The 21,041-nt window shown below is 41.2% G+C and carries 22 protein-coding genes; 9 read left to right on the plus strand and 13 right to left on the minus strand.

Annotation, left to right across the window (positions count from 1 at the left end):
- Positions 1-278 precede the first annotated feature (278 nt).
- Positions 279-1,067 carry a hypothetical protein gene (locus tag E4S40_RS06260; RefSeq protein WP_135072296.1) on the plus strand — a complete coding sequence of 263 codons (789 nt, stop codon included), beginning with the start codon at positions 279-281 and terminating at the stop codon, positions 1,065-1,067.
- 68 nt (positions 1,068-1,135) lie between these two features.
- Here the strand turns inward: E4S40_RS06260 and E4S40_RS06265 are convergent, their stop codons facing one another.
- From E4S40_RS06265 to E4S40_RS06285, 5 genes are all read right to left on the minus strand, one after another.
- Positions 1,136-1,558 (minus strand): organic hydroperoxide resistance protein, encoded by a 423-nt coding sequence (locus tag E4S40_RS06265; protein WP_135072298.1) that lies wholly within the window; start codon positions 1,556-1,558, stop codon positions 1,136-1,138.
- A 2-nt stretch (positions 1,559-1,560) separates the two neighbouring features.
- Positions 1,561-1,986 (minus strand): MarR family winged helix-turn-helix transcriptional regulator, encoded by a 426-nt coding sequence (locus tag E4S40_RS06270; protein WP_135072300.1) that lies wholly within the window; start codon positions 1,984-1,986, stop codon positions 1,561-1,563.
- A 75-nt stretch (positions 1,987-2,061) separates the two neighbouring features.
- The gene (locus tag E4S40_RS06275) at positions 2,062-3,603 is read right to left on the minus strand and encodes an amidase (RefSeq protein ID WP_135072302.1); all 1,542 of its coding nucleotides are present in this window, start codon (positions 3,601-3,603) and stop codon (positions 2,062-2,064) included.
- Positions 3,604-3,690: 87 nt separating this feature from the next.
- Positions 3,691-4,140 carry a hydrogenase gene (locus tag E4S40_RS06280; protein WP_135072304.1) on the minus strand — a complete coding sequence of 150 codons (450 nt, stop codon included), beginning with the start codon at positions 4,138-4,140 and terminating at the stop codon, positions 3,691-3,693.
- A gap of 96 nt (positions 4,141-4,236) precedes the next feature.
- Entirely contained in the window at positions 4,237-5,529 is a 1,293-nt protein-coding gene (locus tag E4S40_RS06285) for a Gfo/Idh/MocA family protein (RefSeq protein WP_135072306.1), read from the minus strand.
- A 164-nt stretch (positions 5,530-5,693) separates the two neighbouring features.
- Between E4S40_RS06285 and E4S40_RS06290 the strand changes: the two genes are divergently transcribed.
- Positions 5,694-6,626, plus strand: coding sequence for a hydrogen peroxide-inducible genes activator (locus E4S40_RS06290; protein WP_135072308.1), 933 nt, complete (start codon positions 5,694-5,696; stop codon positions 6,624-6,626).
- A gap of 1 nt (position 6,627) precedes the next feature.
- On the opposite strand, the gene E4S40_RS06295 is transcribed toward E4S40_RS06290, so the two are convergent.
- The 5 genes from E4S40_RS06295 to E4S40_RS06315 form a co-directional block, all read right to left on the minus strand.
- Positions 6,628-7,107 carry a copper resistance protein NlpE gene (locus tag E4S40_RS06295; RefSeq protein ID WP_135072310.1) on the minus strand — a complete coding sequence of 160 codons (480 nt, stop codon included), beginning with the start codon at positions 7,105-7,107 and terminating at the stop codon, positions 6,628-6,630.
- 18 nt (positions 7,108-7,125) lie between these two features.
- Positions 7,126-7,734, minus strand: coding sequence for an energy transducer TonB (locus tag E4S40_RS06300; protein ID WP_135072312.1), 609 nt, complete (start codon positions 7,732-7,734; stop codon positions 7,126-7,128).
- Between the two features lie 110 nt (positions 7,735-7,844).
- Complete coding sequence (locus tag E4S40_RS06305; protein WP_135072314.1) at positions 7,845-8,498, minus strand: energy transducer TonB; 654 nt, start codon at positions 8,496-8,498, stop codon at positions 7,845-7,847.
- A gap of 6 nt (positions 8,499-8,504) precedes the next feature.
- Positions 8,505-9,155 carry an energy transducer TonB family protein gene (locus E4S40_RS06310; protein WP_135072316.1) on the minus strand — a complete coding sequence of 217 codons (651 nt, stop codon included), beginning with the start codon at positions 9,153-9,155 and terminating at the stop codon, positions 8,505-8,507.
- A 68-nt stretch (positions 9,156-9,223) separates the two neighbouring features.
- The gene (locus tag E4S40_RS06315; RefSeq protein ID WP_135072318.1) at positions 9,224-9,676 is read right to left on the minus strand and encodes a DUF1569 domain-containing protein; all 453 of its coding nucleotides are present in this window, start codon (positions 9,674-9,676) and stop codon (positions 9,224-9,226) included.
- 121 nt (positions 9,677-9,797) lie between these two features.
- Between E4S40_RS06315 and E4S40_RS06320 the strand changes: the two genes are divergently transcribed.
- From E4S40_RS06320 to E4S40_RS06335, 4 genes are all read left to right on the plus strand, one after another.
- On the plus strand, positions 9,798-10,373 hold the full coding sequence (locus tag E4S40_RS06320; protein ID WP_135072320.1) for a hypothetical protein: 576 nt from the start codon (positions 9,798-9,800) through the stop codon (positions 10,371-10,373).
- On the plus strand, positions 10,360-10,647 hold the full coding sequence (locus tag E4S40_RS06325; protein WP_135072322.1) for a winged helix-turn-helix domain-containing protein: 288 nt from the start codon (positions 10,360-10,362) through the stop codon (positions 10,645-10,647). The genes E4S40_RS06320 and E4S40_RS06325 overlap by 14 nt, the downstream gene beginning before the upstream one ends.
- Before the next feature lie 43 nt (positions 10,648-10,690).
- Positions 10,691-11,416, plus strand: a complete 726-nt coding sequence (locus E4S40_RS06330; RefSeq protein ID WP_135072324.1) for a tetratricopeptide repeat protein — start codon at positions 10,691-10,693, stop codon at positions 11,414-11,416.
- 131 nt (positions 11,417-11,547) lie between these two features.
- A complete protein-coding gene (locus tag E4S40_RS06335; protein ID WP_135072326.1) occupies positions 11,548-12,330 on the plus strand; it encodes an undecaprenyl-diphosphate phosphatase in 783 nt (260 codons plus the stop codon).
- Between the two features lie 590 nt (positions 12,331-12,920).
- Here E4S40_RS06335 and E4S40_RS06340 read toward each other — a convergent pair.
- Together E4S40_RS06340 and E4S40_RS06345 are read right to left on the minus strand one after the other, a co-directional pair.
- On the minus strand, positions 12,921-15,356 hold the full coding sequence (locus E4S40_RS06340; RefSeq protein ID WP_135072328.1) for a S9 family peptidase: 2,436 nt from the start codon (positions 15,354-15,356) through the stop codon (positions 12,921-12,923).
- Between the two features lie 156 nt (positions 15,357-15,512).
- Positions 15,513-17,141 carry a helix-turn-helix domain-containing protein gene (locus tag E4S40_RS06345; RefSeq protein ID WP_135072330.1) on the minus strand — a complete coding sequence of 543 codons (1,629 nt, stop codon included), beginning with the start codon at positions 17,139-17,141 and terminating at the stop codon, positions 15,513-15,515.
- Between the two features lie 115 nt (positions 17,142-17,256).
- Between E4S40_RS06345 and E4S40_RS06350 the strand changes: the two genes are divergently transcribed.
- Together E4S40_RS06350 and E4S40_RS06355 are read left to right on the plus strand one after the other, a co-directional pair.
- The gene (locus E4S40_RS06350; RefSeq protein WP_135072332.1) at positions 17,257-17,832 is read left to right on the plus strand and encodes an outer membrane beta-barrel protein; all 576 of its coding nucleotides are present in this window, start codon (positions 17,257-17,259) and stop codon (positions 17,830-17,832) included.
- Positions 17,833-17,903: 71 nt separating this feature from the next.
- Complete coding sequence (locus E4S40_RS06355; protein ID WP_135072334.1) at positions 17,904-18,497, plus strand: hypothetical protein; 594 nt, start codon at positions 17,904-17,906, stop codon at positions 18,495-18,497.
- 56 nt (positions 18,498-18,553) lie between these two features.
- Here E4S40_RS06355 and E4S40_RS06360 read toward each other — a convergent pair whose 3' ends face one another.
- Positions 18,554-19,531 (minus strand): NADPH:quinone oxidoreductase family protein, encoded by a 978-nt coding sequence (locus tag E4S40_RS06360; RefSeq protein ID WP_135072336.1) that lies wholly within the window; start codon positions 19,529-19,531, stop codon positions 18,554-18,556.
- 99 nt (positions 19,532-19,630) lie between these two features.
- Here E4S40_RS06360 and E4S40_RS06365 point away from each other — a divergent pair, with 99 nt between their 5' ends.
- Entirely contained in the window at positions 19,631-21,019 is a 1,389-nt protein-coding gene (locus tag E4S40_RS06365) for a dipeptidase (protein WP_135072338.1), read from the plus strand.
- Positions 21,020-21,041 lie beyond the last annotated feature (22 nt).

The following is a 21,041-nucleotide window of genomic DNA, read 5'->3' on the forward strand; positions in this document are numbered from 1 at the left end:
TCTATTTCAGTTAACGGGAATCACCTATTTTCAAGAGGATTTCTCCTGTTATCAAAAGACACTAAGCTTGATTATGAAGTAAACTTCAAGCCTACCAAGTGTAACCTATTAATGGGTTTACGTATTCCATCTTCTAATCATTTTGATTTAGCTGTCTAAGAAGGGTTTGCAAAAAGGTGTTCCTTGATCGCGGTATTGGGATACAGATTTTTCAAAGTTGAAATATGCTAGAATCTAAAACTCTATTGCTTTCTAAAATCTCTGAAAGAATTCATATCATGAACAAGAAAAATAGTTGGTTAATAATCTCCCAATTCTTGGTGATAATGCTTGTACTTATTTTTGGTTTCTCAATCAAAGTAAGGGCTCAACAATTCAATACCGACAACTACCTGACCATGCCCCATGGGACAGGAACATTCGTAATTACTGCTGGGCAGCGTAATTCCACTTTGCTTAGTTCGTTTGCTCTAGTGCCAAACTTTGAATTCTTCTTTCAAGCTAATTTGTTTCGTGATTACCGAATTGAAAATTATACCCAACACTTTACAACTACTGTATATGCTAAATATATGTTTTGGGTAAATGAAGCAAACAACGGAGGGGCTGCTGTTTTCTTGGGTTTTGGAAGATCACCTGGTTACTTTCAGGATACAGAGTATACTGAACTGCACAAGAATATATGGACGGCTATACCTATTACCATTCCTTTGTTTAATAACGCGATATCTTGGGATCTTATGCCAGGCGCTATGGTTGATTTTGATACAAAAGATAAAAATCAGACTGCGTGGGGATTTACCTGGTCTTCACGCTTGGCTATTTATAAAGTCATTCCCAAAACCGCAATAGTTGCAGAAGCTTACGGTACTCAAGGGCAAGCTAGTTCTCCGGCAGAATATAAAATTGGATTGCGTTGGGAACCTAATGATTTTATTGTGCCCGCAATTTCCTACAGTTCACAATTCCGTGGAGGATATGGGGCCGGTTTGGAAATCGGTATCGTCATATTTTCTCCCCAGTTTTTGAAGAAGGACTTTATTAAGTCTAACCACATGGTTTATTGATAATAGATATTCTATTTCAGGGAGGAAAGGCTAAAAAATTGGAAAGGCGTCTTATTTGACGCCTTTTTTTATTCAACCGCTTTCACATTCACTTCAATATTTCCTCTTGTAGCCTTTGAATAGGGGCATACTTCGTGGGCAGCCTCTACCAATTTTTGAGCATGTTCTAGAGATTCAGCTTGGGGGATTTTGACTTCAATATCCACAGCAAGTCCGAAACTGTTTGGGCCATAATTTCCTAAGTGGACTTTAGCCTTGATTTCGGAGTCTCTGAGACTGGTTTTTCCTGCAACAGCTCCTAAAGCCCCTCCGAAACAAGTAGCATAAGCAGCTGCAAAAAATTGTTCGGGATTGGTTTTTTCTCCATCACCCCCGATCTCTTTGGGCATGGATACATCAAAATCCAATTTTCCATCATCGGTTCGAACATGACCTTTTCGGCCACCCGTATTGATCGCAACTGCGGTGTAGTCGATATTCAGTTTTTCCATAATTAGTAAAGTGATTTTAATGTGGATAACAAGTCAGAAAGCGAACTGTTTAGCTTGGCTACCTGGGAATCTGGTAAAAGTTCTAATTGCTCAGAAAATTGGCTCAATACTGCTTCAACTTTACTTTGAAGCGATTTTCCCGGATAGGTGAGTTCTACCTTGACTTTTCGCTCATCCTCCTCGCTTCGGATTCGTTTAAGGTAGTTTTGGGTTTCCAGTTTTTTCAGCAAAGGAGTTAAGGTTCCCGAGTCCAATTCCAATTTTTGCCCGATTTGGTTGACATACTGCCCATCCTCCTCCCAAAGGACTGAAAGAGTCAGGTATTGGGTGTAGGTTAGCCCAAATTCCTGAAGTTGGGATTGGATTTGTTGAATGAGTAAGCGGGAATTGCTGTATAGTAAATAGGTGAGATTTTGTAAGGAGTCCATGATATTTCAATTTGACTCAATTTAATTGGAAAAATTTGGACTTCCGTCAATAAGCAGCTGAAAATGATTTTACCTTTATTCTTGATTCATTGTTAATACCGGAGGCCTTCTATGCATTGTTCCCTGCTCATAAGCATAAGCAAGTTTGATAAGTGTAGGCTCAGCATACATTCTGCCTAAGAACTGAATTCCCGCTGGTAAATTCCCGTTGGTGAATCCCATGGGAACCGTAAATGCAGGTTGACCAGTATGGGGAGAAATGATTTGATTGTTGTCTCCCCTGTATTCCTCTTGAAAATGGTCGATTCTAGCGGGTTTGAAATTCCAGGAAGGATAAACAATTGCATCGAGTTGAAGGGAATCCATTAAATTTTCAATTGCCTCCCGGAAAGCAATCCTTCTAGGATCTTCATATACATTTCCACAGGTTTCCTCTTCCAGCCTCCATCTGCCAGAATTGTTAGCCATCATTTCCAATCTATCCAAAGCAAATTGTGACTTGGAGCCGATTCGAATGATATCCTCTACAGTTTGAATTGTGTCATTTTTCACAAAATCTGCCAAGAAAGTTTCCAAATCTTCTCGGAAAGTAGCGCACCATTGATTTTGACGTAGAGTAGCAAAATTCGGGACTACGATAGGATCAATGACTGTTGCTCCCAGATTTTGAAGATCAACCAAAGACTGTTCAAAAAGGACTTTGACCTCTGGGTCTATTTCTTCACTGATTTCCCGAAGTACGCCGATTCGGGCTCCTTTTAGACCATTTTTATCTAGGAATTGCTGGTAGTTTGTTTGAGTTTTTCCTTCGGAATACTGCGTAATCGGATCTTTTGGGTCAATCCCAACCATTACTTCCATGACACGTGTAGCATCTTCCACTGTTCGGCACATAGGACCGACTACATCATTTCGAAGATAAAGAGGAACAATCCCTGTTCGGCTGATCAAGCCAAGGGTAGTTCGGAATCCAACCAAGGAATTATGAGAAGATGGTCCCCGAATAGAATTCCCTGTGTCTGTTCCCAAGCCTACTGTTCCAAAATTTGCTGCGACTGCTGCCCCTGTACCTCCGCTAGAACCTGCAGGCACAAAGTCAAGATTGTAAGGGTTGTGAGTAGTACCATGTGTAGAGCTTTCGGAATGCATGGGAGAAAATGCCCATTCCGCCATATTGGATTTGGCGAGGATGATGGCTCCTGCATCGATCAATCTAGAAATAATGGGTGCATTTTCTTCAGGAATAAAATCCTTCAGGGCGATGGAGCCAGCTGTAGTAGGGAGTCCGACTGTGTTGATATTGTCTTTGACGATAATCGGAATCCCATGCAAGGGTCTCAATATTCCGGATGTCGCGAATTCTTGATCAAGCTCCTTCGCCTTGGCGATTGCATCAGGATTGATGACTGTAATGGAATTTATTGGACCATCCAAAGCGGCAATTCTATCCAGATAAGCCTTGGTTAACTCTTCTGCCGAAAAGGTTCCCTCTTGGTAAGCATGGTGGATTTCCGAAATCGTAAGTTCTGAAAGCTCAATGGAAATGGACTTTTCCGCTTGCTGACATCCTGATATTCCAAGAATCAATAAAGAAATGAAGGCGAGGATTCTAGACATAGTTGAAAACTATTTTCGGATTTTATTTTAAAAGGCTCAGGTTAAATCTAAGCAGAAATTAAATCGAAGTTTATTGGACTATCAGATTTAGACCATTTCTGACATATTTTTTCGAAGGCCAATCAATAGAATTATGCAGGTGGCAATCATGGCTATTGAAAGTGAAATAAGTGAGAAACCTATCATGCCCTCTACTATGGGAGAACTTTCCTGAGGGGGAGCCATGATACCCAGCATTTTCCCACCATTGAATATAGCCGCGAGTAAGATCCCAAACCAATTCATGAAGGTTCCATAGATAGCCAGCCAAAAGGTAATTTTCAGCCATTTTTCCGAAACCTGGATTTTATGCCAAATAAGTCCAAGAATCATCAGGAACATTCCGTTTAAAATCCCTTCAATATGGCTGGAAACTCCCATTCTTGGGTTTGCGAATACAGGGGCCATTAGCCCAACCACTAAACCAAGGAGGAAAAGAAAAACACCCCAATAGATAAGTCTGTTGGATTGAATTTTTATGAGAATTGACTTTTCCATGCGATTTTGGTTAGGGTTATAATTGAAAAAGAGAGCCTAAAATGGAGGCTCTCCTGATTTAATTTGGATAGATGAATTCTGGACTTTGCATAGTACCTACACTAAAGAGATTCCATTTTGATAGGTGTAGTGCAATTTGGTGTTTGCCTCAAAATCATCTCCAAAATGTTGTGTAATCGGATCCCATTTTAGCGGGCGGTTCAGGTCCTTTGCAATATTTCCAATGGTACAGGAAGTACAAGTGCTATGCCCGATTTCAACTGGTACGATAGGATCTTTTCGACGTTGGATTGATTCTATAAAGTCTATGTAATGCTGGGTGTAATTGAAGTTCTCATCATTTTTTTCCAAGCTGATTTCTGGAAGAGAGCTATCAAAATTTCCTCGTGAAACCTTAATCCAACCTTTTTCCCCCATGAATTTTACACCTTGACGACCTTCATCGAAAGAAGTGATTTTCATTGGGATTCCATCAGCAAAGCGATAGGTGAGAGGAGCATCTCCCATTGGTGGGATGATTTCTACCGGGCCTTTCCTATCCTGATTTAACCCCCATTGTGCGATATCAATCATGTGAGCTCCCCAGTCGGTCATCAATCCTCCTCCTGTCTCCTTAAACCAGCGCCAAGCTGCCCATAGTTTTTCGTTTTCCACTGGATCAAGGGAAATAGGAGGGTTCAAATTGGGATGGTAGGGCAAGTCAGGTAATGGACCCAACCAAGCTTTCCAGTCCAAACCGGTAGGAACAGTTTCTGGAGTTAGATCAAAAGGTTTTGGGAAAGGGTTTTCACCCACATGGACCAAGACCTCCTGAATTTTTCCAATACTTCCCTTTTGAACATGGGCGACAGCAGTTTGGAAGTTTATAGCTGAGCGCTGCATGCTTCCCACAGCAAGTACGGTTCCATTTTCGCGCACGGCTTTGACGAGCTGCTGTCCTTCATAGACGGTGAAAGTCAGAGGTTTTTCAAGGTAAATGTCTTTTTTAGCCCGGCATGCGTCTATAGCAATCTTGGCATGCCAGTGATCCGGGGTGGCAATCACCACTGCATCCACTTCCGAACTTGCCAAAAGGTCCCGGTAATCATCGTAGACTTTTAAGCTCAAGGGTTGAGTTCCTCGCTGTGCATAAGCAGCCTTTACTCGCTCTTCGAACCGTTTCCGTTTGATCTCATACACATCTGCCCCTGCGGTGACTTCTACTTCAGGAAGTTGCATGAAACGATTCATTAATCCCATCGCTTGGCGTCCTACGCCAATAAAGCCCAGTCGGACTGTTTTACCAAAGGAAGTTCGCTTGGTTTTAGCGAAGGAAAACTCAGGAGCTAATGTCAGTCCAGCCCCTGCAAGTGCGCTGGTCAGGAAAAATTTTCTTCTTGAAATAGCCATGGATTTAAGGTTTTTGGGTTGTAGACAATGGAATTTAACCAATTCATGAAAAATCTCGGCTATTTTTTTATAAATGGCGGGGATAGCCCCCAGAATCAAAATGTAAAGATGAATGTTGAACTCTTTGAGGTTTTTCTAACTTAGGGATTCAGATTTTAGTCCTTATGACGATTCAGCAGCTCGAATATTTGATTGCCGTGGATAAGCATCGGCATTTCGGCCATGCGGCCGAATCCTGTTTTGTGACTCAGCCAACGCTTAGTGCGCAGCTTAGCAAATTGGAACGGGAACTGGGTGTGATTCTTTTTGATCGGAGCAAAATGCCCGTAATTCCAACTGAAATTGGGGTTCAGGTAATTGAGCATGCGAAGAAGGTGGTTTCTGAGAGCAAGGGAATTTATGAATTGGTTGCTCAATTGAAAGGGGATATTTCCGGTACAATCAAGCTTGGAATTATTCCTACGCTAGCACCATACCTTTTGCATTTGTTCGTTCGAGGCTTTTTGGAGAAATACCCAAATGTGAAATTGGAAGTGCAGGAAATGGTTACCGAAGAGGTGGTTCGGAGATTAAAAAATGACGAGTTGGATTTGGGAATTATTGTAACTCCATTGGATGAGCCGGGAATAGTGGAAAAGCCCATGTTTTATGAAAAATTCTATGCCTACTTATCCAAAGGCCATCCACTCTTAGCTAAGTCAGAAATCACGGCTGATGAGATCAAGTCTGACGAACTATGGATTTTACAGCAGGGGCATTGCTTCCGGGATCAGGTAATCAATTTCTGTGATCCTTCCAGTAGTGGGCATCGAAATTTCCATTATGAGTCAGGGTCTTTGGAAGGACTTCGAAATATGGTGAATCGCTATAAAGGAGTGACTTTGCTTCCTGAATTAGCAACCCATGATTTGAATGAGGAGGAGCGAAGCCGACTTCGTCCATTTAAGGGCCAAGCACCTACGCGCGAAGTGAGTATTATTCTCAATCGAAGCTTTTTGAAGCAGAAATTGGTAGAATTATTATTTAATGAAATCACTCAAGCCATTCCTGAGGAAATGACTTCTAAAGCGCATGGGAAAATAGTGCGGTTCAAGTAGGCTATTGCTTCCTTAGAATATAGCGATCTGCCAAATCCCCTTCGATGCGCTTTCCATTCATGTCGAGATGCCATAATTGGTTTTCCCCAACCTGATATTTTCCAGGAGCATCTTCCATTTCCAAAAGTGTAATCATAGAGCCTGTTTCATCCCACTGAAATGGAGCTTCGATTTCGAAAACCTTTTCTTCTTCACCCAAATAGGTGGCTTTGTACTTGTATTTCCCATCTAGGTTGAGTGTGAGTTCAATTTCAATTCCTTCACAATCGGCACAGGGGATAGTTCCTATGTAGGTCCCATTCCAATCCAAAGCATTCATGGAATTATCGCCTTTTGGAACTGGCATTTCAATCGTTTCAGGAAATTCATCGGTAACGGTTTTCGTGACTTCCTCAGTGATTTCCACTGTTTTGGATTCTTGTTTTTGGCAGGAGTATAGTGCCAAAAGCAGGAACGCCGACAAAATGGTTGACTTTTTCATAATTTGGGGCAGAAGGAGTTATTCTCCATTGAGCAATTTTTTATGAATTGAATGATAGCCTACCACGACGATAGTCGTCAGTTCTTTTGCTTTTAAAGACTTTGCTTTTTCCTCGTCTAACTCAGCCAACAGGTCCTGTCCAATGCTTTTAAAGTATTCTGCTCGTTGTTGATAAAATTTTGGAAAATAGGGGTTGGACTGGATTTGCTCATTAAGTTTTTTGATTATTCTATTTTCCGAATCAGGTCTTTCCGGAATATAAAATCCGATATTCCTAGGTTCTTGGATTTTAAATTCGACAGAAAGCAAGTATTCCTCGCCAAAGATCTCTGAGGGTAGAATGGTTGCTGTTCCTTGGGCTTCCATCAATTCAAAGATTCTAAAGACCTCCTGTGCCAATGCTTCAGAACCTCCGATAAGTGAGGGAGATTTTTTTAAGGAGCCTTGCTCATCGATGGATAGTAATAACGTTACAGGGCCTTGTACTTTTTCTGATCGCAATTCCGAAGAGTATTGCAGGTTTTTGGACAGAAATTGATTGAACTTGTGTAAGCTACCTACCTCTTGAGCAACAGAGGCTATAGAAATAAGGCCAATTAGGATTGTGGATAAAAGTTTATGTATCATGGCAAAAGTTGATTTAGTTTTTACCAAAATAAGAATTAATAATAAAAAATGAAATAATTAGTTAATTTAACTTATTCAATTATTAAACATATCCTAAAAAAATTTATGAGTTAGCGCTGGAAAGTACCGCTAACTACTCGAGTGCTTGTTACCCCAAAGACCTTGATGTCAATAGTGGCAAGTGTTTTCTCTTTAAGTCGTTGAGATTCCAAGAGATCTGCTGTGGCTTCGGCTTCATTTCCGAGTTGCCGATGAATTTGAGATCGAAGTTCCAAGTATTTGGGATCAAAAGGTTTCTCATTTACCAATCGATCGGCGATTTTCAGTGCTTTTTCAGGCTTGCCTTTGTAGATCTGCTTAGTAGCCGCTTCGATAGGCGCATCCGGATTGTTGGGATCAATCATGTCAAAGCTAAAGACCAGTTGATAGATTTCTTCACGGCTTCTATCACTCAGCATTTCGGGTTTCCAGAGATCCTTGGCTTTTTCCAAAGCAGTTTCTGCGGATTTTTCCATTTCCTTGGACTTTGCTTCTGCAGTTACATGGGAAGCGATATTTCCTTGTTCATCAAACTGAATATCAATGATGATATAGCCGGTTTTCCGAGCCCTTAAGTTGGCAGTCGGATAGCGGGTATTGGAAGCAAGGATTTTTTCCCAAACCTTCAAGGCTCCATTCGAAGCGTTGGCTTCCTGAGCTTGAGTAGGAGATAGGAAGAAAAAGAAGCAGGAGAAAAATAGGGCAATGAATGATATAGGTCGCATTTATTTTTAATTTCTTGAAATTCCGACAATTGTTCCAGGCTTGGTAATGGGTCTTGGAACACCAAAGGCTTTAACTTCTGCACTGACCAAGACTTTCTTCTTGATCTGTTTCGCTGTCATAAAATCACGCTGAGAGTCTTCGGTTTTTCCCATCAAGCGGTAAATTTCTGAACGCGTGGCATAATTTTTCCAATTGAAGGGATTCTCCTCAATTTCTTGATTGATTAAATCAAAAGCCTTTTCAAATTTTTCTTTTTTAATAAACTTCTCAATAAGGCCTTGTGTATCGGTATAATCCGGTTTACCGATTTGAGAGTAAAAAGAAAAGACCAATAGATACTCATCCCCACTTGGTCTATTTTCCAAGAAAGTCGGATCCCAGTTTTGGATGATAAGCTCCATCACCCGTAAGCTTTCAGCATCAAAGCTTTCTGAAGCAGATTGAGCTAAAAATACACTATCTGGCAGTCCCTCTTCGGTAACTTTTAAGGAAAGAATTACCCGACCTTTATTTCCATCGAATAACTCAGGACTGGGGAGTTTGAGATTTTCCCTCACCAGTTTATTCAAACTGCCGGAACTTTCCTGTTCTTGAGCGCTGGCTACAAAACATAGAATAAAGAAGAAACCAAGAACAACAAAAAATCGAATTTTCATATTGAATACTAATTTCTTCTCCAAAGAAAGTAGCATCAATCAATTTCACAAAAGAATTTAGTGAAAAATTAAACCCCAAATTGCGTGAGGTGATGATCGAGGTGTTTGTAGAATAAGTTATTCCACTCCTGAGCGGTCATAGTTCCGAAAGATGGGGATTCTTTCCCTTCAAAATAAGATGCTCCCAATTCCTGAGTCTTTTTGATATAAGCGATCAATTGATCTTTTTCCTTTTCAAAGTTCCTTCTATCTGCGATGATAAATACCGGAGCTGTGCGTGCATTTTTTGGATAGGGCTTTTCATTGACCACGCCAGATTTCACGAAAGTTTTGAGCAAAAATCGCAATAGGGCATTCGGCTTGGGGTGCTTGTCCGTAAAGGCCATCTCATAGGCAATGATGCAATGGGCGAGCATTTGGTCCACGGCCATCTTTCCCCAAAGGGGTTTAGATTCGGGAGTGAGTTTTTCTATTCGTTGGATTAATTCATTGCTTACTTGGGGATCAAAAATATTTTTCATATGCTTTTTTTGGGGTCTAGGAGTTGAATATACTCATTTAGAGATATTTTTTGAAATAAATAGGTTTATAAAATAAACCATTTTATATTTGTCCCGTTGGTATTGATAAAATGAATTCAATATGGAAAAATCATTAACGAGTAATGAGTCGCTTGCCATCATCACAGAAATGATCAGGAAGGCGAAAAGAGAGACGGTCGGAGACGGCGGTTTTCAGATGCTTCTTTGGGGCTGGGTGGTTGCGATTTGCAACTTTGGGCATTTTGCCTTGGAAAAATTAAATTATGAAGCACCCTATGTGGTTTGGCTTTTGATAATCCCTGCTACGGTGATAAGTTTTATAAAAGGCTATCAGCTTTCCAAAAATGCTCCTGCAAAATCCCATTTGACCAGTGTGATCAATCAATTATGGATCATTATTTTCGTGGGCATAATCATTGTCTTAGGCTTCATGGGCCAGCTGAATTTCCATCAAAACCCAATCATTCTGATTCTCGCTGGAATCGGCGTATTTGGTACGGGTGCACTTGTTCAAGAAAAACTGGTCCGGTTTGGAGGAATATTCCTTATAGGTGCAGCCGCGGTGAGCTTTTTCCTTCCAGTCACTGAACAATATTTATTATCTGGCTTGGCCATTGTCGTTGGCTATTTGATTCCAGGTTATCACCTTAAAAAGAAGAGTCTTGAGCGAGTTTAAGCCACTTGATCCTTTATTGCATTCTCAACTTCGGCTAGCAGTAATGTCATTATTGCTCAGTGTGGAGGAGGCAGAATTTACCTTCCTGAAGGAAAAAACAGAATCCACAGCAGGGAATCTCAGCGTGCAACTAGACAAGTTAGAAAAGGCAGGCTATATCGAAATCGAGAAGTCTTTTCGTGGAAAACGTCCCCTTACTACCTGCAAAATCACAGGCAAAGGAATCAAGGCCTTTGAAGCCTATGTGGAAAACTTAAAAAAATACATTCAATAAAAAATTTTCTAAATATAGTTTATAATATAAACCAATTTACGTTATGAAAACGAACTCTAAAATTTTCGCAACAGTCTTGATGGTAATCTTGATGGCTATGGGTTATCCACAGGAACTCCGTAAGATGAATTACCAGGCATATTTGGAAACTAGTAAGGAGCTTTGGAAGCAAAATGTAGCAAAAGCTTTTCAAGCCTTTCAGCAAAATCCAACTCCTGAAAATGAGCTGGAATTGGCTTTGACTGAGTTTGGTCTCTTGAATGCTACCATGGCAGATGAGGATGAGGCTTTGTTTGAGGCCTATGTGGATGGCTTGGAAGAGCGATTGGAAGGGATGAAAAAGTCTGGTAGCTATCAGGCAGAAGCAAAGGCACTGCTTTCGGGTTTGTACGGATACAAAATCGCCTTCAGTCCATTTAAGGGTATGTTGTTGGGAGGAAAAAGCTCCAAACTGATCGCTGAGGCTATGGAGGAAGCTCCTGAAAACCCGATAGTACTTAAGCTTTATGCAAGCAACAAATACTTCACCCCTAGTATGTGGGGAGGGGATGTGGAAGAAGCTCAAAAGGCATTCGAAAAATCAAATGCGCTTTTTGAAAAACAAGGAGTGGAGGACAATTGGATGTATCTGGATAACCTCGCTTGGCTGGGAATGATCTATCGAGAGAATGGACAGAAGGATAAGGCTCGGCAGGTTTGGGAAGAAGCCGTCGAATTAGAACCTAATTTCCATTGGGTTGCTCAAGGGCTTTTACCTTCTTTGAATTGATTTAGAGGTCTAAAAAAGAAAAAACAGCGGTCATTGGCCGCTGTTTTTTTTGATGAGTCCAAAAGCCCCTTATAAAAATGCTAGGCAGTAGGGAGGGGATTTGTATTTTTGCCGGCAAAGAATTTCAACTTATGACGCTTTTTCAAACGATTATCATTGCCATTATCGAGGGGCTTACGGAGTTTTTACCGATTTCATCTACTGGCCACATGATTTTGGCATCCACAGCAATGGGGATTCATGACGATGAATTTGTCAAAACCTTCGAGGTATTTATTCAGCTGGGAGCAATATTGGCTATTGCCCTGATGTATATCAAGCGATTTTTTCGGGGATTGAAAATTTATTTCAAACTATTGGCCGCATTTATTCCTACAGCGATTGTAGGTCTTTTGGCTTATGATATCATCAAAGGCTATTTATTCAATCCTGTGGTGGTTTCTGTTTCCTTGATTTTGGGAGGGGTGATCTTGATTTTGATTGACAAGAAGGTGGTCAGCCGTGAGTCTCAATTGTCAGAAGTGGAGGATATTTCCTACAAAAACGCCTTTTTCATCGGCCTATTTCAGTGTCTTTCCATGGTGCCCGGCACATCCCGTGCAGCTGCCACGATTATCGGCGGTGTTTTCAATGGGCTGGATAAAAAACAAGCGACTGAGTTTTCATTTTTGCTTGCTGTGCCTACCATGATGGCTGCAGGAGGCTATGATTTGATTAAATCGGATTTGGCCTTCACCCGTGAGCAAATTATTCTTTTGGCTATTGGATCGGGTATAGCATTTATTTCAGCTTGGATTGCTGTAAAATTATTCATCCGCTATGTCTCCAATCATGGATTTACCGCTTTCGGTTGGTATAGAATTGTTTTGGGAATTCTTTTCCTTGCTTTAATGTGGGGAACTGATTTGGGTTGATATAAGTATTTGTTTCAAGAATTCCGTGTAGGGATAGGCTTTGGTCAACGGTCCACGGATGACAGGCAACAGTGTGCAGTTGGCAGTTAGTGGTAATCTGTAAGCAGTAAACAGTAGGGAAATGTCACTGCGAGCAGAGCGAATCAATCTCCATTGTGGTCCACTGTCCACAGACGACAGTTTACAGTAAACAGTATTCAGTGAGCAGTAAATAGTGATTAGTCCATAGCAAATAGACCATGGTCCATGGACTATCGACCATCAACCAAAGAAGCCTTCTCAGCAATGGGGAGGCTTTTTTGTTTCCAGTCCACCACTCCACAATTCCCCCTTTCAAAGTGGGTTAGGGGGATTTTTTTATAAGTCGACGGTCCACAGACGACAGAGCACAGTAAACAGTATTCAGTGAGCAGTAAATAGTGCTTAGTCCATAGAAAATAGACCATGGTCCATGGACAATATGCCCGTGCTATCGACTATGGACCGTGGACTGTTGACATAAAAAAAGAAGCCTTTCCAGCAATGATCCGCCCCCAAAAAGTTTGACACTTATTGGAGGCAGATCATTTATTTGGAGAGGGTTTTTTATTTTACTTAGACCGATCGATTTGATTTCGGTTTTTCACATATTTATCAAGCCAGCTATCCATTTCATACAAGGTATGCAAGATGGATTCTTGAGCGGCATAGCCGTGGCTTTCATGCGGTAAAAATACCAATCTGGCAGTTGCTCCATGCCCTTTCAAAGCATTGTAATAACGCTCCGACTGAATCGGGAAAGTTCCGGAGTTGTTGTCTGCCTGTCCATGAATTAGTAGAATTGGAGTTTTCACCTTGTGTGCAAAAGAGAAAGGAGACATGTTGAAATATACCTCAGGAGCTTGCCAGTAGGTACGCTGCTCATATTGGAAACCAAAAGGAGTCAGAGTTCGGTTGTAAGCCCCACTTCGAGCAATACCTGCGGCAAACAAATCTGTATGCGAAAGCAAATTGGCAGTCATGAATGCTCCATAGGAGTGACCTCCAACAGCAATGCGGTTTCTATCACCGATTCCCAAGCTAACGACATGATCTATTGCTGCTTCTGCATTGGCAACCAATTGCTCGATGAAGAAATCATTTGGTTCCTGATCTCCTTCTCCTACAATTGGCATCTCTGTTTGGTCCATGATAGCATAGCCTTGAGTAACCCAATAGATCGGAGATCCCCAGCTAAGGCGGGTGAATCGATACTTAGAACCACGAACTTGAGCCGCGATTTCTGCAGATTTGTATTCCCGAGGATAAGCCCACATCAATACTGGAAGCGGTCCGTCTGTTGCTGGATCATAGCCTTCCGGAGTATAAATCACAGCTGAAAGATCCAAGCCATCATTTCGCTTGTATTTTACCAATTGCTTATTGATGCCTTTCAGGGCTTCATAAGGATGGGCAAAATCAGTGATCTGCATTGGAGCGATTCGCTTCTTGGTGTTGACCAACCAATAGTTTGGCTGAATATCAGTGCTTTCTTTGATAGTGATGAATTCAGAAGCGTCTTCGTCAATTACTTTGACTACTCGCTCATAGTATGGAGCTTGTGATCTCCAAAGGATATTTTGTTCCTTGGTTTTCACATTGAAGGTAGAAAGGAAAGGCATACTTCCCTCCGGGCTTCCTCCTTCAGAAGTCATGAAAAGTAAATCTCCTTTTCGCTTCAATACATTTCTTCCAAAATCATTGGTTTCGAAGAGTGGATCTCCCGGATCATTGTAAATGTCATCATAAGAGCGATCAATGATTACTTGCTTTCCTTGAGATGGATTGGAAGGGTTAATCACAGAGCGGATTTCCCGTCGAGCTCCAAACCAGCGCTCATTCAAAATTGCAAAATCATCAGAAGACCAAGCAATACCCCCAAATCGAAGGGAAGTGGTAGCTAATTTCTGATTTGGACCATTAAATGGAGCGGCAAGTGTATAGACAATCTCCCGTTCTTCCATATCTACTTTTCCATCACCACCATCTTGAGCTTCCACCCAATACAGCACTGCGCCCTTATCTGCTCTCCAATTGATGCTTCGGGGACCTGTCACGGTAGCATCGAAACCAGTTGGGCGAACCTCATCCAATGGGATTTGAGCAAAGGTTTTTACTTTTTGCCCTGCGCTGGACCAGATTTCTACATCGTAAGGGAATCTTCCAGCAGGGACTAGATAGGAGAATGGCTTTTTGATGATTTCTACCAAGATGTATTTTCCATCAGGAGATAAATCAAAGGACTTGATCATAGATGCTGGTCCAATAGGCTTTTTGCTACCATCCAAGCTGACTAGCATCAATTGGGAATCCATAAAGTAGGCAAAAAGCTGCTCGTCGTAAGGATTCTTCAACAAGTCCTGATAGGTACGGCTTGGAGCTGCATCACCGGCAGTTTCCTGAACAATAGGTCCTGCAGGTGCAGCAGGAGCCTGAGGCATGGAACCTCGGGATAGGTTTACGGCTTTGATCAAAATCTGATTATCCGGAGTCCAGGTCATCACATTTCCATAGACATCATTCAGAATAGCATCAGTTAGCTTTTTAGCTTCAAATGTGGATAAGTCCACTACCCACAAGCTGATTCCATTGGATTCTGTATTTGTGAATGCCAAGAACTTTTCATCGTTGGAAAGGGCAATATCTCCGATAGATGGATTCTGAGGCAGGTTTTTTATCTGAATTTCATCCCCAGATCGAGTCATGCGAACTTTGAGGTTTTCAATTCCTCTCGTTCTACTTGGACCGGAAGTAGCAGGGTTGATTCGCATTCCTGCAATACGAAGTTCGGGTTGAGATAAAGTCTCGATTGAAGGATTGTCTGCACGCTCGAGTAGGAGCATCCAATCCGCATTCTCTGAAAATACTACCGAAGGGGTACTCGGTGCATTGACGAGATCGGCGATTGCTTTTGGTGGGGTTTGATAGGTGATTTGGGCGAAAAGAGGTAAACTCAGCCCTAAACCCAAGAAGAGTAGTAGGTAAAGCTTTTTCAGTTGGGAAATCATATGGATTTAGTTTTTTAGAAAATTACAATATTTCGACACCGCCACCTGCGAAAACTCCGTGTGCGGTTTTCGGCTTGTTTGAAGGTGGATTTCAAAGGATTTTTGTGGTAAAAGCATGCAAAAGAGAAAGAAAAAATCAGGAAGTCTGCTTGTGATTTAATCCAAGTTCAGTTCTGTTTTTATCAATTTGGTGGAATAACCGATAGCTTTTGCTACTTCCTCCAAGTCTTTACCGTCTTGAATCATTTCTTTGGCTTGTTTGAGTTTGACTTGCTTGAGAAATTTACCCGGAGTAGTTCCCAGTTTCTTAAAATTCCGGTTAAGTTGAACGGTGTTTGTTTCGAAGGATAAAGCCAAGGCTTCTACAGTCTGGATTTTTTCGGATAAAATTCTGTTTTCAAGTTCTTCAAGACTCCATTCATTCTTACTTCCATTTCTAGCATTGACCAGGTCTTCTTTCCTTTTCTTTCGGAAAAGAATAAAACCAATCAGAAAACCCAAAACAGCTAAAGCACCCCCAATTAGCCATGTAGATTTCCGCTCACTCAAAGGTACCTGAAGGGTGTTTAGCAGATTGGGAAGGTAGGATTTTTCAATTTCGTAGGTGTTGAGTTGATAAAGTCCGTCAACTGCTCCCACATAAAGCATTTCGCCTTGAAGTAAAAGAGCCTCCCGATTAAATTCCACATTGGGGATAATTAAAATAGGGTCCGGATAGTCACTGCTTAGCACGTATAGGCCATTTTCTGTAGAAATCCACAGATTATTGAAGTCATCCAAGGTAGTCATTACCGAATTGGGTGTATCGGCTAGTTGAGTGAGTTTGGGATTATCGGCATTCAGTTCAAAAACTCCCGCGTCGGAACTGAAGATTAAGCGGTTTCCGATTGGGAAAATATCTTTGACTTTCGCTGGTATTTGGGCTAAAGTGTCGATTTTTTCCCCGTCCCACGTTAAACAAATTCCTTCGAATGTGGAAAAAACCAAATCCTCGCCGAATACCTCCAGATCTAAATATTCCAAGCCTTGATGAATAGGTTGCAGTTCAAATTCTGGAAGGATTTTCGATACCGATTGGGTGTATAGCGCATAGTTTTCTCCCTTCCAAGAAATTACTTTTCTAGCTTTTCCAGAAAATAAATTAGTGGCATTTGGAATGATATATATAGAGTCAGGAGGAAAAAATAAGCTCACCTCATCCCAGGGCAGATAGTACAGGGAGTCAATTTTTGCTAGAGGGCCATTAGAGTATTCCGGATATTCCAGTCGGATGCTATCATTTACATAAATTCCCGAATAAGTGAGGATGACTTTCAGGCTGTCTTCTATGTAAATATCCCGGATGGACATGTTATGGTAGGTTCGTGTATAATGGTCCCGAATTTCATATTCAAATAATTCACTTCCTGTAGCAATGAAAAATCGAGAACCTACTCGTGCGGCAGTGGCAATAAATTGACCTCTTTGAGGAACTAGTTCTTTGATTGGGTTTACATCAAAAAGTTCGGAATTGGGGATAAAATCCGATTCGTAAAAGTTGTTTTTATAGAAAACATAGGGCTTAGAAAAATCCTCTTGAATTGGTGTCCATGTATCTCCATCCAACTGGTATAAATTGAGAGTAGTTTTTGCAAAAACAGTTTCCCGAGCCTCGAATACATTTTGAACTGGGCTTGGAAAAAGGTGCTTATTCACAAAAAGGGTATCCTGTGGATAAGCTATGCTCAAAAGGAAAAAATACAGTAATAGACTAAAGAATACCCGCATTTCTATTATAAATAACACCTGAAAATAACGTTTTTTATAAAAAAAACATATTCTGTTATTTTTTCTCAAGCTAAAAGCTTAGCCAATCTTTTTAGAAAGTCGAAATTTCATAAAATCTAAATTTTCTAAAATTATGAAAAAGCTTTTAGCGACTGCCAGTGTGATTATGTTGCTTGTTTTTAGTCTTCAAGCACAAGTCACAATCAAGCCCGGTGTAGGGGTAAATTTCACGAATGTATCTGGAGGATCATTTGATGATTTAAAAGGTAATCCAGGTTTTCAGTTTGGAGGTTCTGTAGCATTTGGGGAAAAATTTTATTTCGAGCCAGGTTTGTTTTATCAAACAGAATCCATTGAGGTAACCAGTGCGAATAACCCTTTTCCTGTTACAGATGGCAATTTCAAAGGTTTCCGAGTTCCAATCGCAGTTGGTTTGGAAGTGCTAGGTGATGCGGATTCATTTGCAGGCCTTCGAATATTTGGAGGAGCTTCAGGATTCTTTGTGACTAGTGTCAGCAATGAATTTTTGAGTGAGGATGATTATGCTTCTCCTAAGTGGGGGGTATTTGCCGGTGCAGGGGTTGATATTGCTATTTTTTATGTAGATCTGTCTTATCAATGGTCTTTGACAAACATTACTACCGACGTAGCTAATCTTGAATTGGGAAAATCAAATGGTCTATTCCTAACAGCGGGACTTCGATTTTAAAAAATTAAGTCTTCAATAAATTAACCACTAACCCAAACGGAGCTAGCAATCGCTAGCTCCTTTTTCCTTTTATGAAGAGAATTGATTTTAGATTTTTATTGGCTTTTTCTATACTACTTGGATGTAAATCCAGCAGTTCGGTGGAAGAAATTGCCTCAGAGATTTCTATCCTAGAGGTAGTCTCGGATTCCACTAGAGAAGAAATTCCTATATCTCAAGGGGATCAGGAAAAAATCGAACAATTAATAAATCTGAAGATTCAGGATTTATTCAAGGAAGATCTCGCAGGGGATTTTTTGGATTCCTTGGATCGTCGCTATATGTACTATCAAGTGGACTTAAATGAAGATGGTATCTCAGAGATTTTGGTCGGTATGACGGGTCCATTTTTCTGCGGTTCCGGTGGCTGTACCCTTCTTCTGCTTTCTGATCAAGGAGATTTTATCACTCAATTCTCAGTAGTGAAGTACCCGGTTTTTGTGGATAATGAAAGCTCAAATGGTTGGAAAAATTTGATTTTGTATAGTGGGGGTAAAAACCGGTTGGTTCAATTTGATGGAGAGACGTATCCATCAAACCCCTCAATTTTACCTGTTTTTGAACGTGATGTGGATAACTTGAAGAAATTGTTGGATTGGGAGGGCTCTGAAACTTACTTTTTCTAGCTTCGATCCAGATTTATATATTACAGGATGTAAGAATTGGATTGGAATTGGGGCCCTTATTTGATAATTACAACCCCTTTCCCAAGCATCTTTCTATCTAAGATAGCTCGTAAAGCTTTCGGGGAATCTTCCAGAGAAAACCGTTCCCCTATGTGTTGTTTAATTTTTCCTTCCTGAATCCACTTCATCAATTGGGCGATGTTCTGGAAACTTTTTTCTGGTTCCAGTTTTGAAAATTGTCCCCAAAAAACACCCATAATGGAACAACCTTTCAAAAGTGGAAGATTCATTGGGATTTTGGGTATTTCTCCATTGGCGAAACCAACTATGAGATAGCGACCTTTCCAGGCTATTCCCCGAAGTGCAGCTTCAGTAAATTTCCCACCAACCGGATCATAAATCACATCCACTCCTTTTCCATTGGTCAATTCTTTGATTCGGGATTTAAGGTCTTCAGTTTCGTAATTGATGGTTAGTTCGGCACCTTTTTCCAGACAGAGTTCCAATTTCTCGGAAGAGGAAGCGGCTGCAATCACTTTTGCTCCCATCAATTTTCCTAATTCAACTGCCGCCAATCCAACTCCCCCTGCAGCACCTAATACCAATAAAGTTTCTCCAGGCTGAAGGTTTGCCCTATCCATTAAAGCATGGTAGGATGTGCCGTAAGTGTATAAAGTGGTGGCCGCGATTTCAGCGGGAATTCCAGAAGGAAGTTTGAAGACGCGATCAGCATCTACGGCAACTTTTTCAGCAAAACCTCCCCAGCCGCAAAGAGCCAAAACAAAATCGCCAACTTGGAAACTTTTCACTTTTTCACCTACTGAAATGATTTTTCCAGCCACTTCCCCTCCTGGGGAGAAAGGCAGCTCCGGTTTAAACTGATAAAGGTTCTGAATAATCAGGACATCCGGAAAATTCACCCCACAGGCTTCTACTCCAATCAATACCTGATCCGGTCCAAGTTTCGGGTCTGGTAATTCTCCAAATCGAAGGGTTTCTGGAAGTCCAAATTGCTCACAAATAATCGCTTTCATACGCTTCTGTATGGTTTGTCACTGAGAAAAGATGAGCGGAAAATAGGCATTTCCTCTTGAATCCGATAATTTTGGGGACTTTCATTAATCCCATCAAGCATGTCAGTAAATAACTATATCCAAACCCATAAGGAACGTTTTTTAAATGAATTGTTAGATCTCTTGCGGATTCCTTCTGTAAGTGCTGATCCCAAATTCAAAGATGATGTTTTCAAAGCAGCTGAATTCGTAAAAGAAAGTCTCCTCAAAGCCGGGGCAGATGTAGCGGAGGTTTGTGAGACAGCAGGTTATCCCATCGTTTATGGTGAGAAAATCGTAGATCCGAATTTGCCCACCGTTTTGGTTTATGGTCATTATGACGTGCAGCCCGCCGATCCTTATGAATTGTGGGATTCTCCTCCATTTGAACCAGTAATTAAAAAGACTCCGAATCATCCTGAAGGAGCCATTTTCGCACGTGGATCTGCGGACGACAAGGGACAGTTTTACATGCATGTCAAAGCTTTTGAGGCGATGATGGCGTCTGGAGATTTGCCTTGCAATGTCAAATTTATGATCGAAGGGGAAGAGGAAGTTGGTTCGGATAACCTGGAAACTTTTGTTCTTGAGAATAAAGAAAAATTGAAATCCGATGTCATCCTGATTTCAGATACGCATATGATTTCCATGCAGGATCCTTCCATTACGGTTGGCTTGCGTGGTTTGACCTACATGGAGGTAGAAGTGACCGGTGCTAATCGAGATTTGCATTCAGGAACTTATGGAGGAGCCGTTGCCAACCCTATTAATGTGCTTTGCAAAATGATTGCTTCCCTAAGAGATGAAAATGAGCACATCACGATTCCGGGCTTTTATGACAAGGTGCAGGAATTATCTGCTGAGCAAAGAGAGCGATTGAATGAAGCCCCTTTTGATTTGGAGGAATACAAGTCCAAATTGGAAATCGATGAGGTACATGGAGAAAAAGGCTTCACCACGATCGAGCGAGTGGGCATTCGTCCTACTTTGGATGTAAATGGGATTTGGGGAGGTTATACTGGTGAAGGTGCCAAAACGGTTTTACCTTCCAAAGCTTATGCTAAAATCTCCATGCGTTTAGTGCCTGATCAGGATTGGAAAGAGATCGCAAAACTCTTTGAAGACTATTTCAAATCCCTTGCACCTGCTTCGGTGAAAGTGAAGGTGAGAAGTCATCATGGGGGTTCTCCTGCGGTAGTTTCTGACACTTCTGTAGGGTACCGAGCGGCAGAAGCAGCGATGGAAGAGACTTTTGGAAAAAGGCCAATTCCTACACGAGAAGGAGGGTCTATTCCTATTGTAGCCTTATTCCAAAAAGAGCTAGGTTCAGATCCGATTCTATTTGGTTTTGGATTGGATACAGATGCCTTGCATTCGCCGAATGAGCACTATGGAGTTCAAAATTACTTTATTGGGATTGAGACCATCGCAGCATTTTTCCGACACTTCAAAAAATTGAGTGAAGCATAAATCGGAACTAAGGCGCTATCAA

Source organism: Algoriphagus kandeliae, from assembly GCF_004571135.1.
In the GTDB taxonomy this organism is placed as follows: domain Bacteria; phylum Bacteroidota; class Bacteroidia; order Cytophagales; family Cyclobacteriaceae; genus Algoriphagus; species Algoriphagus kandeliae.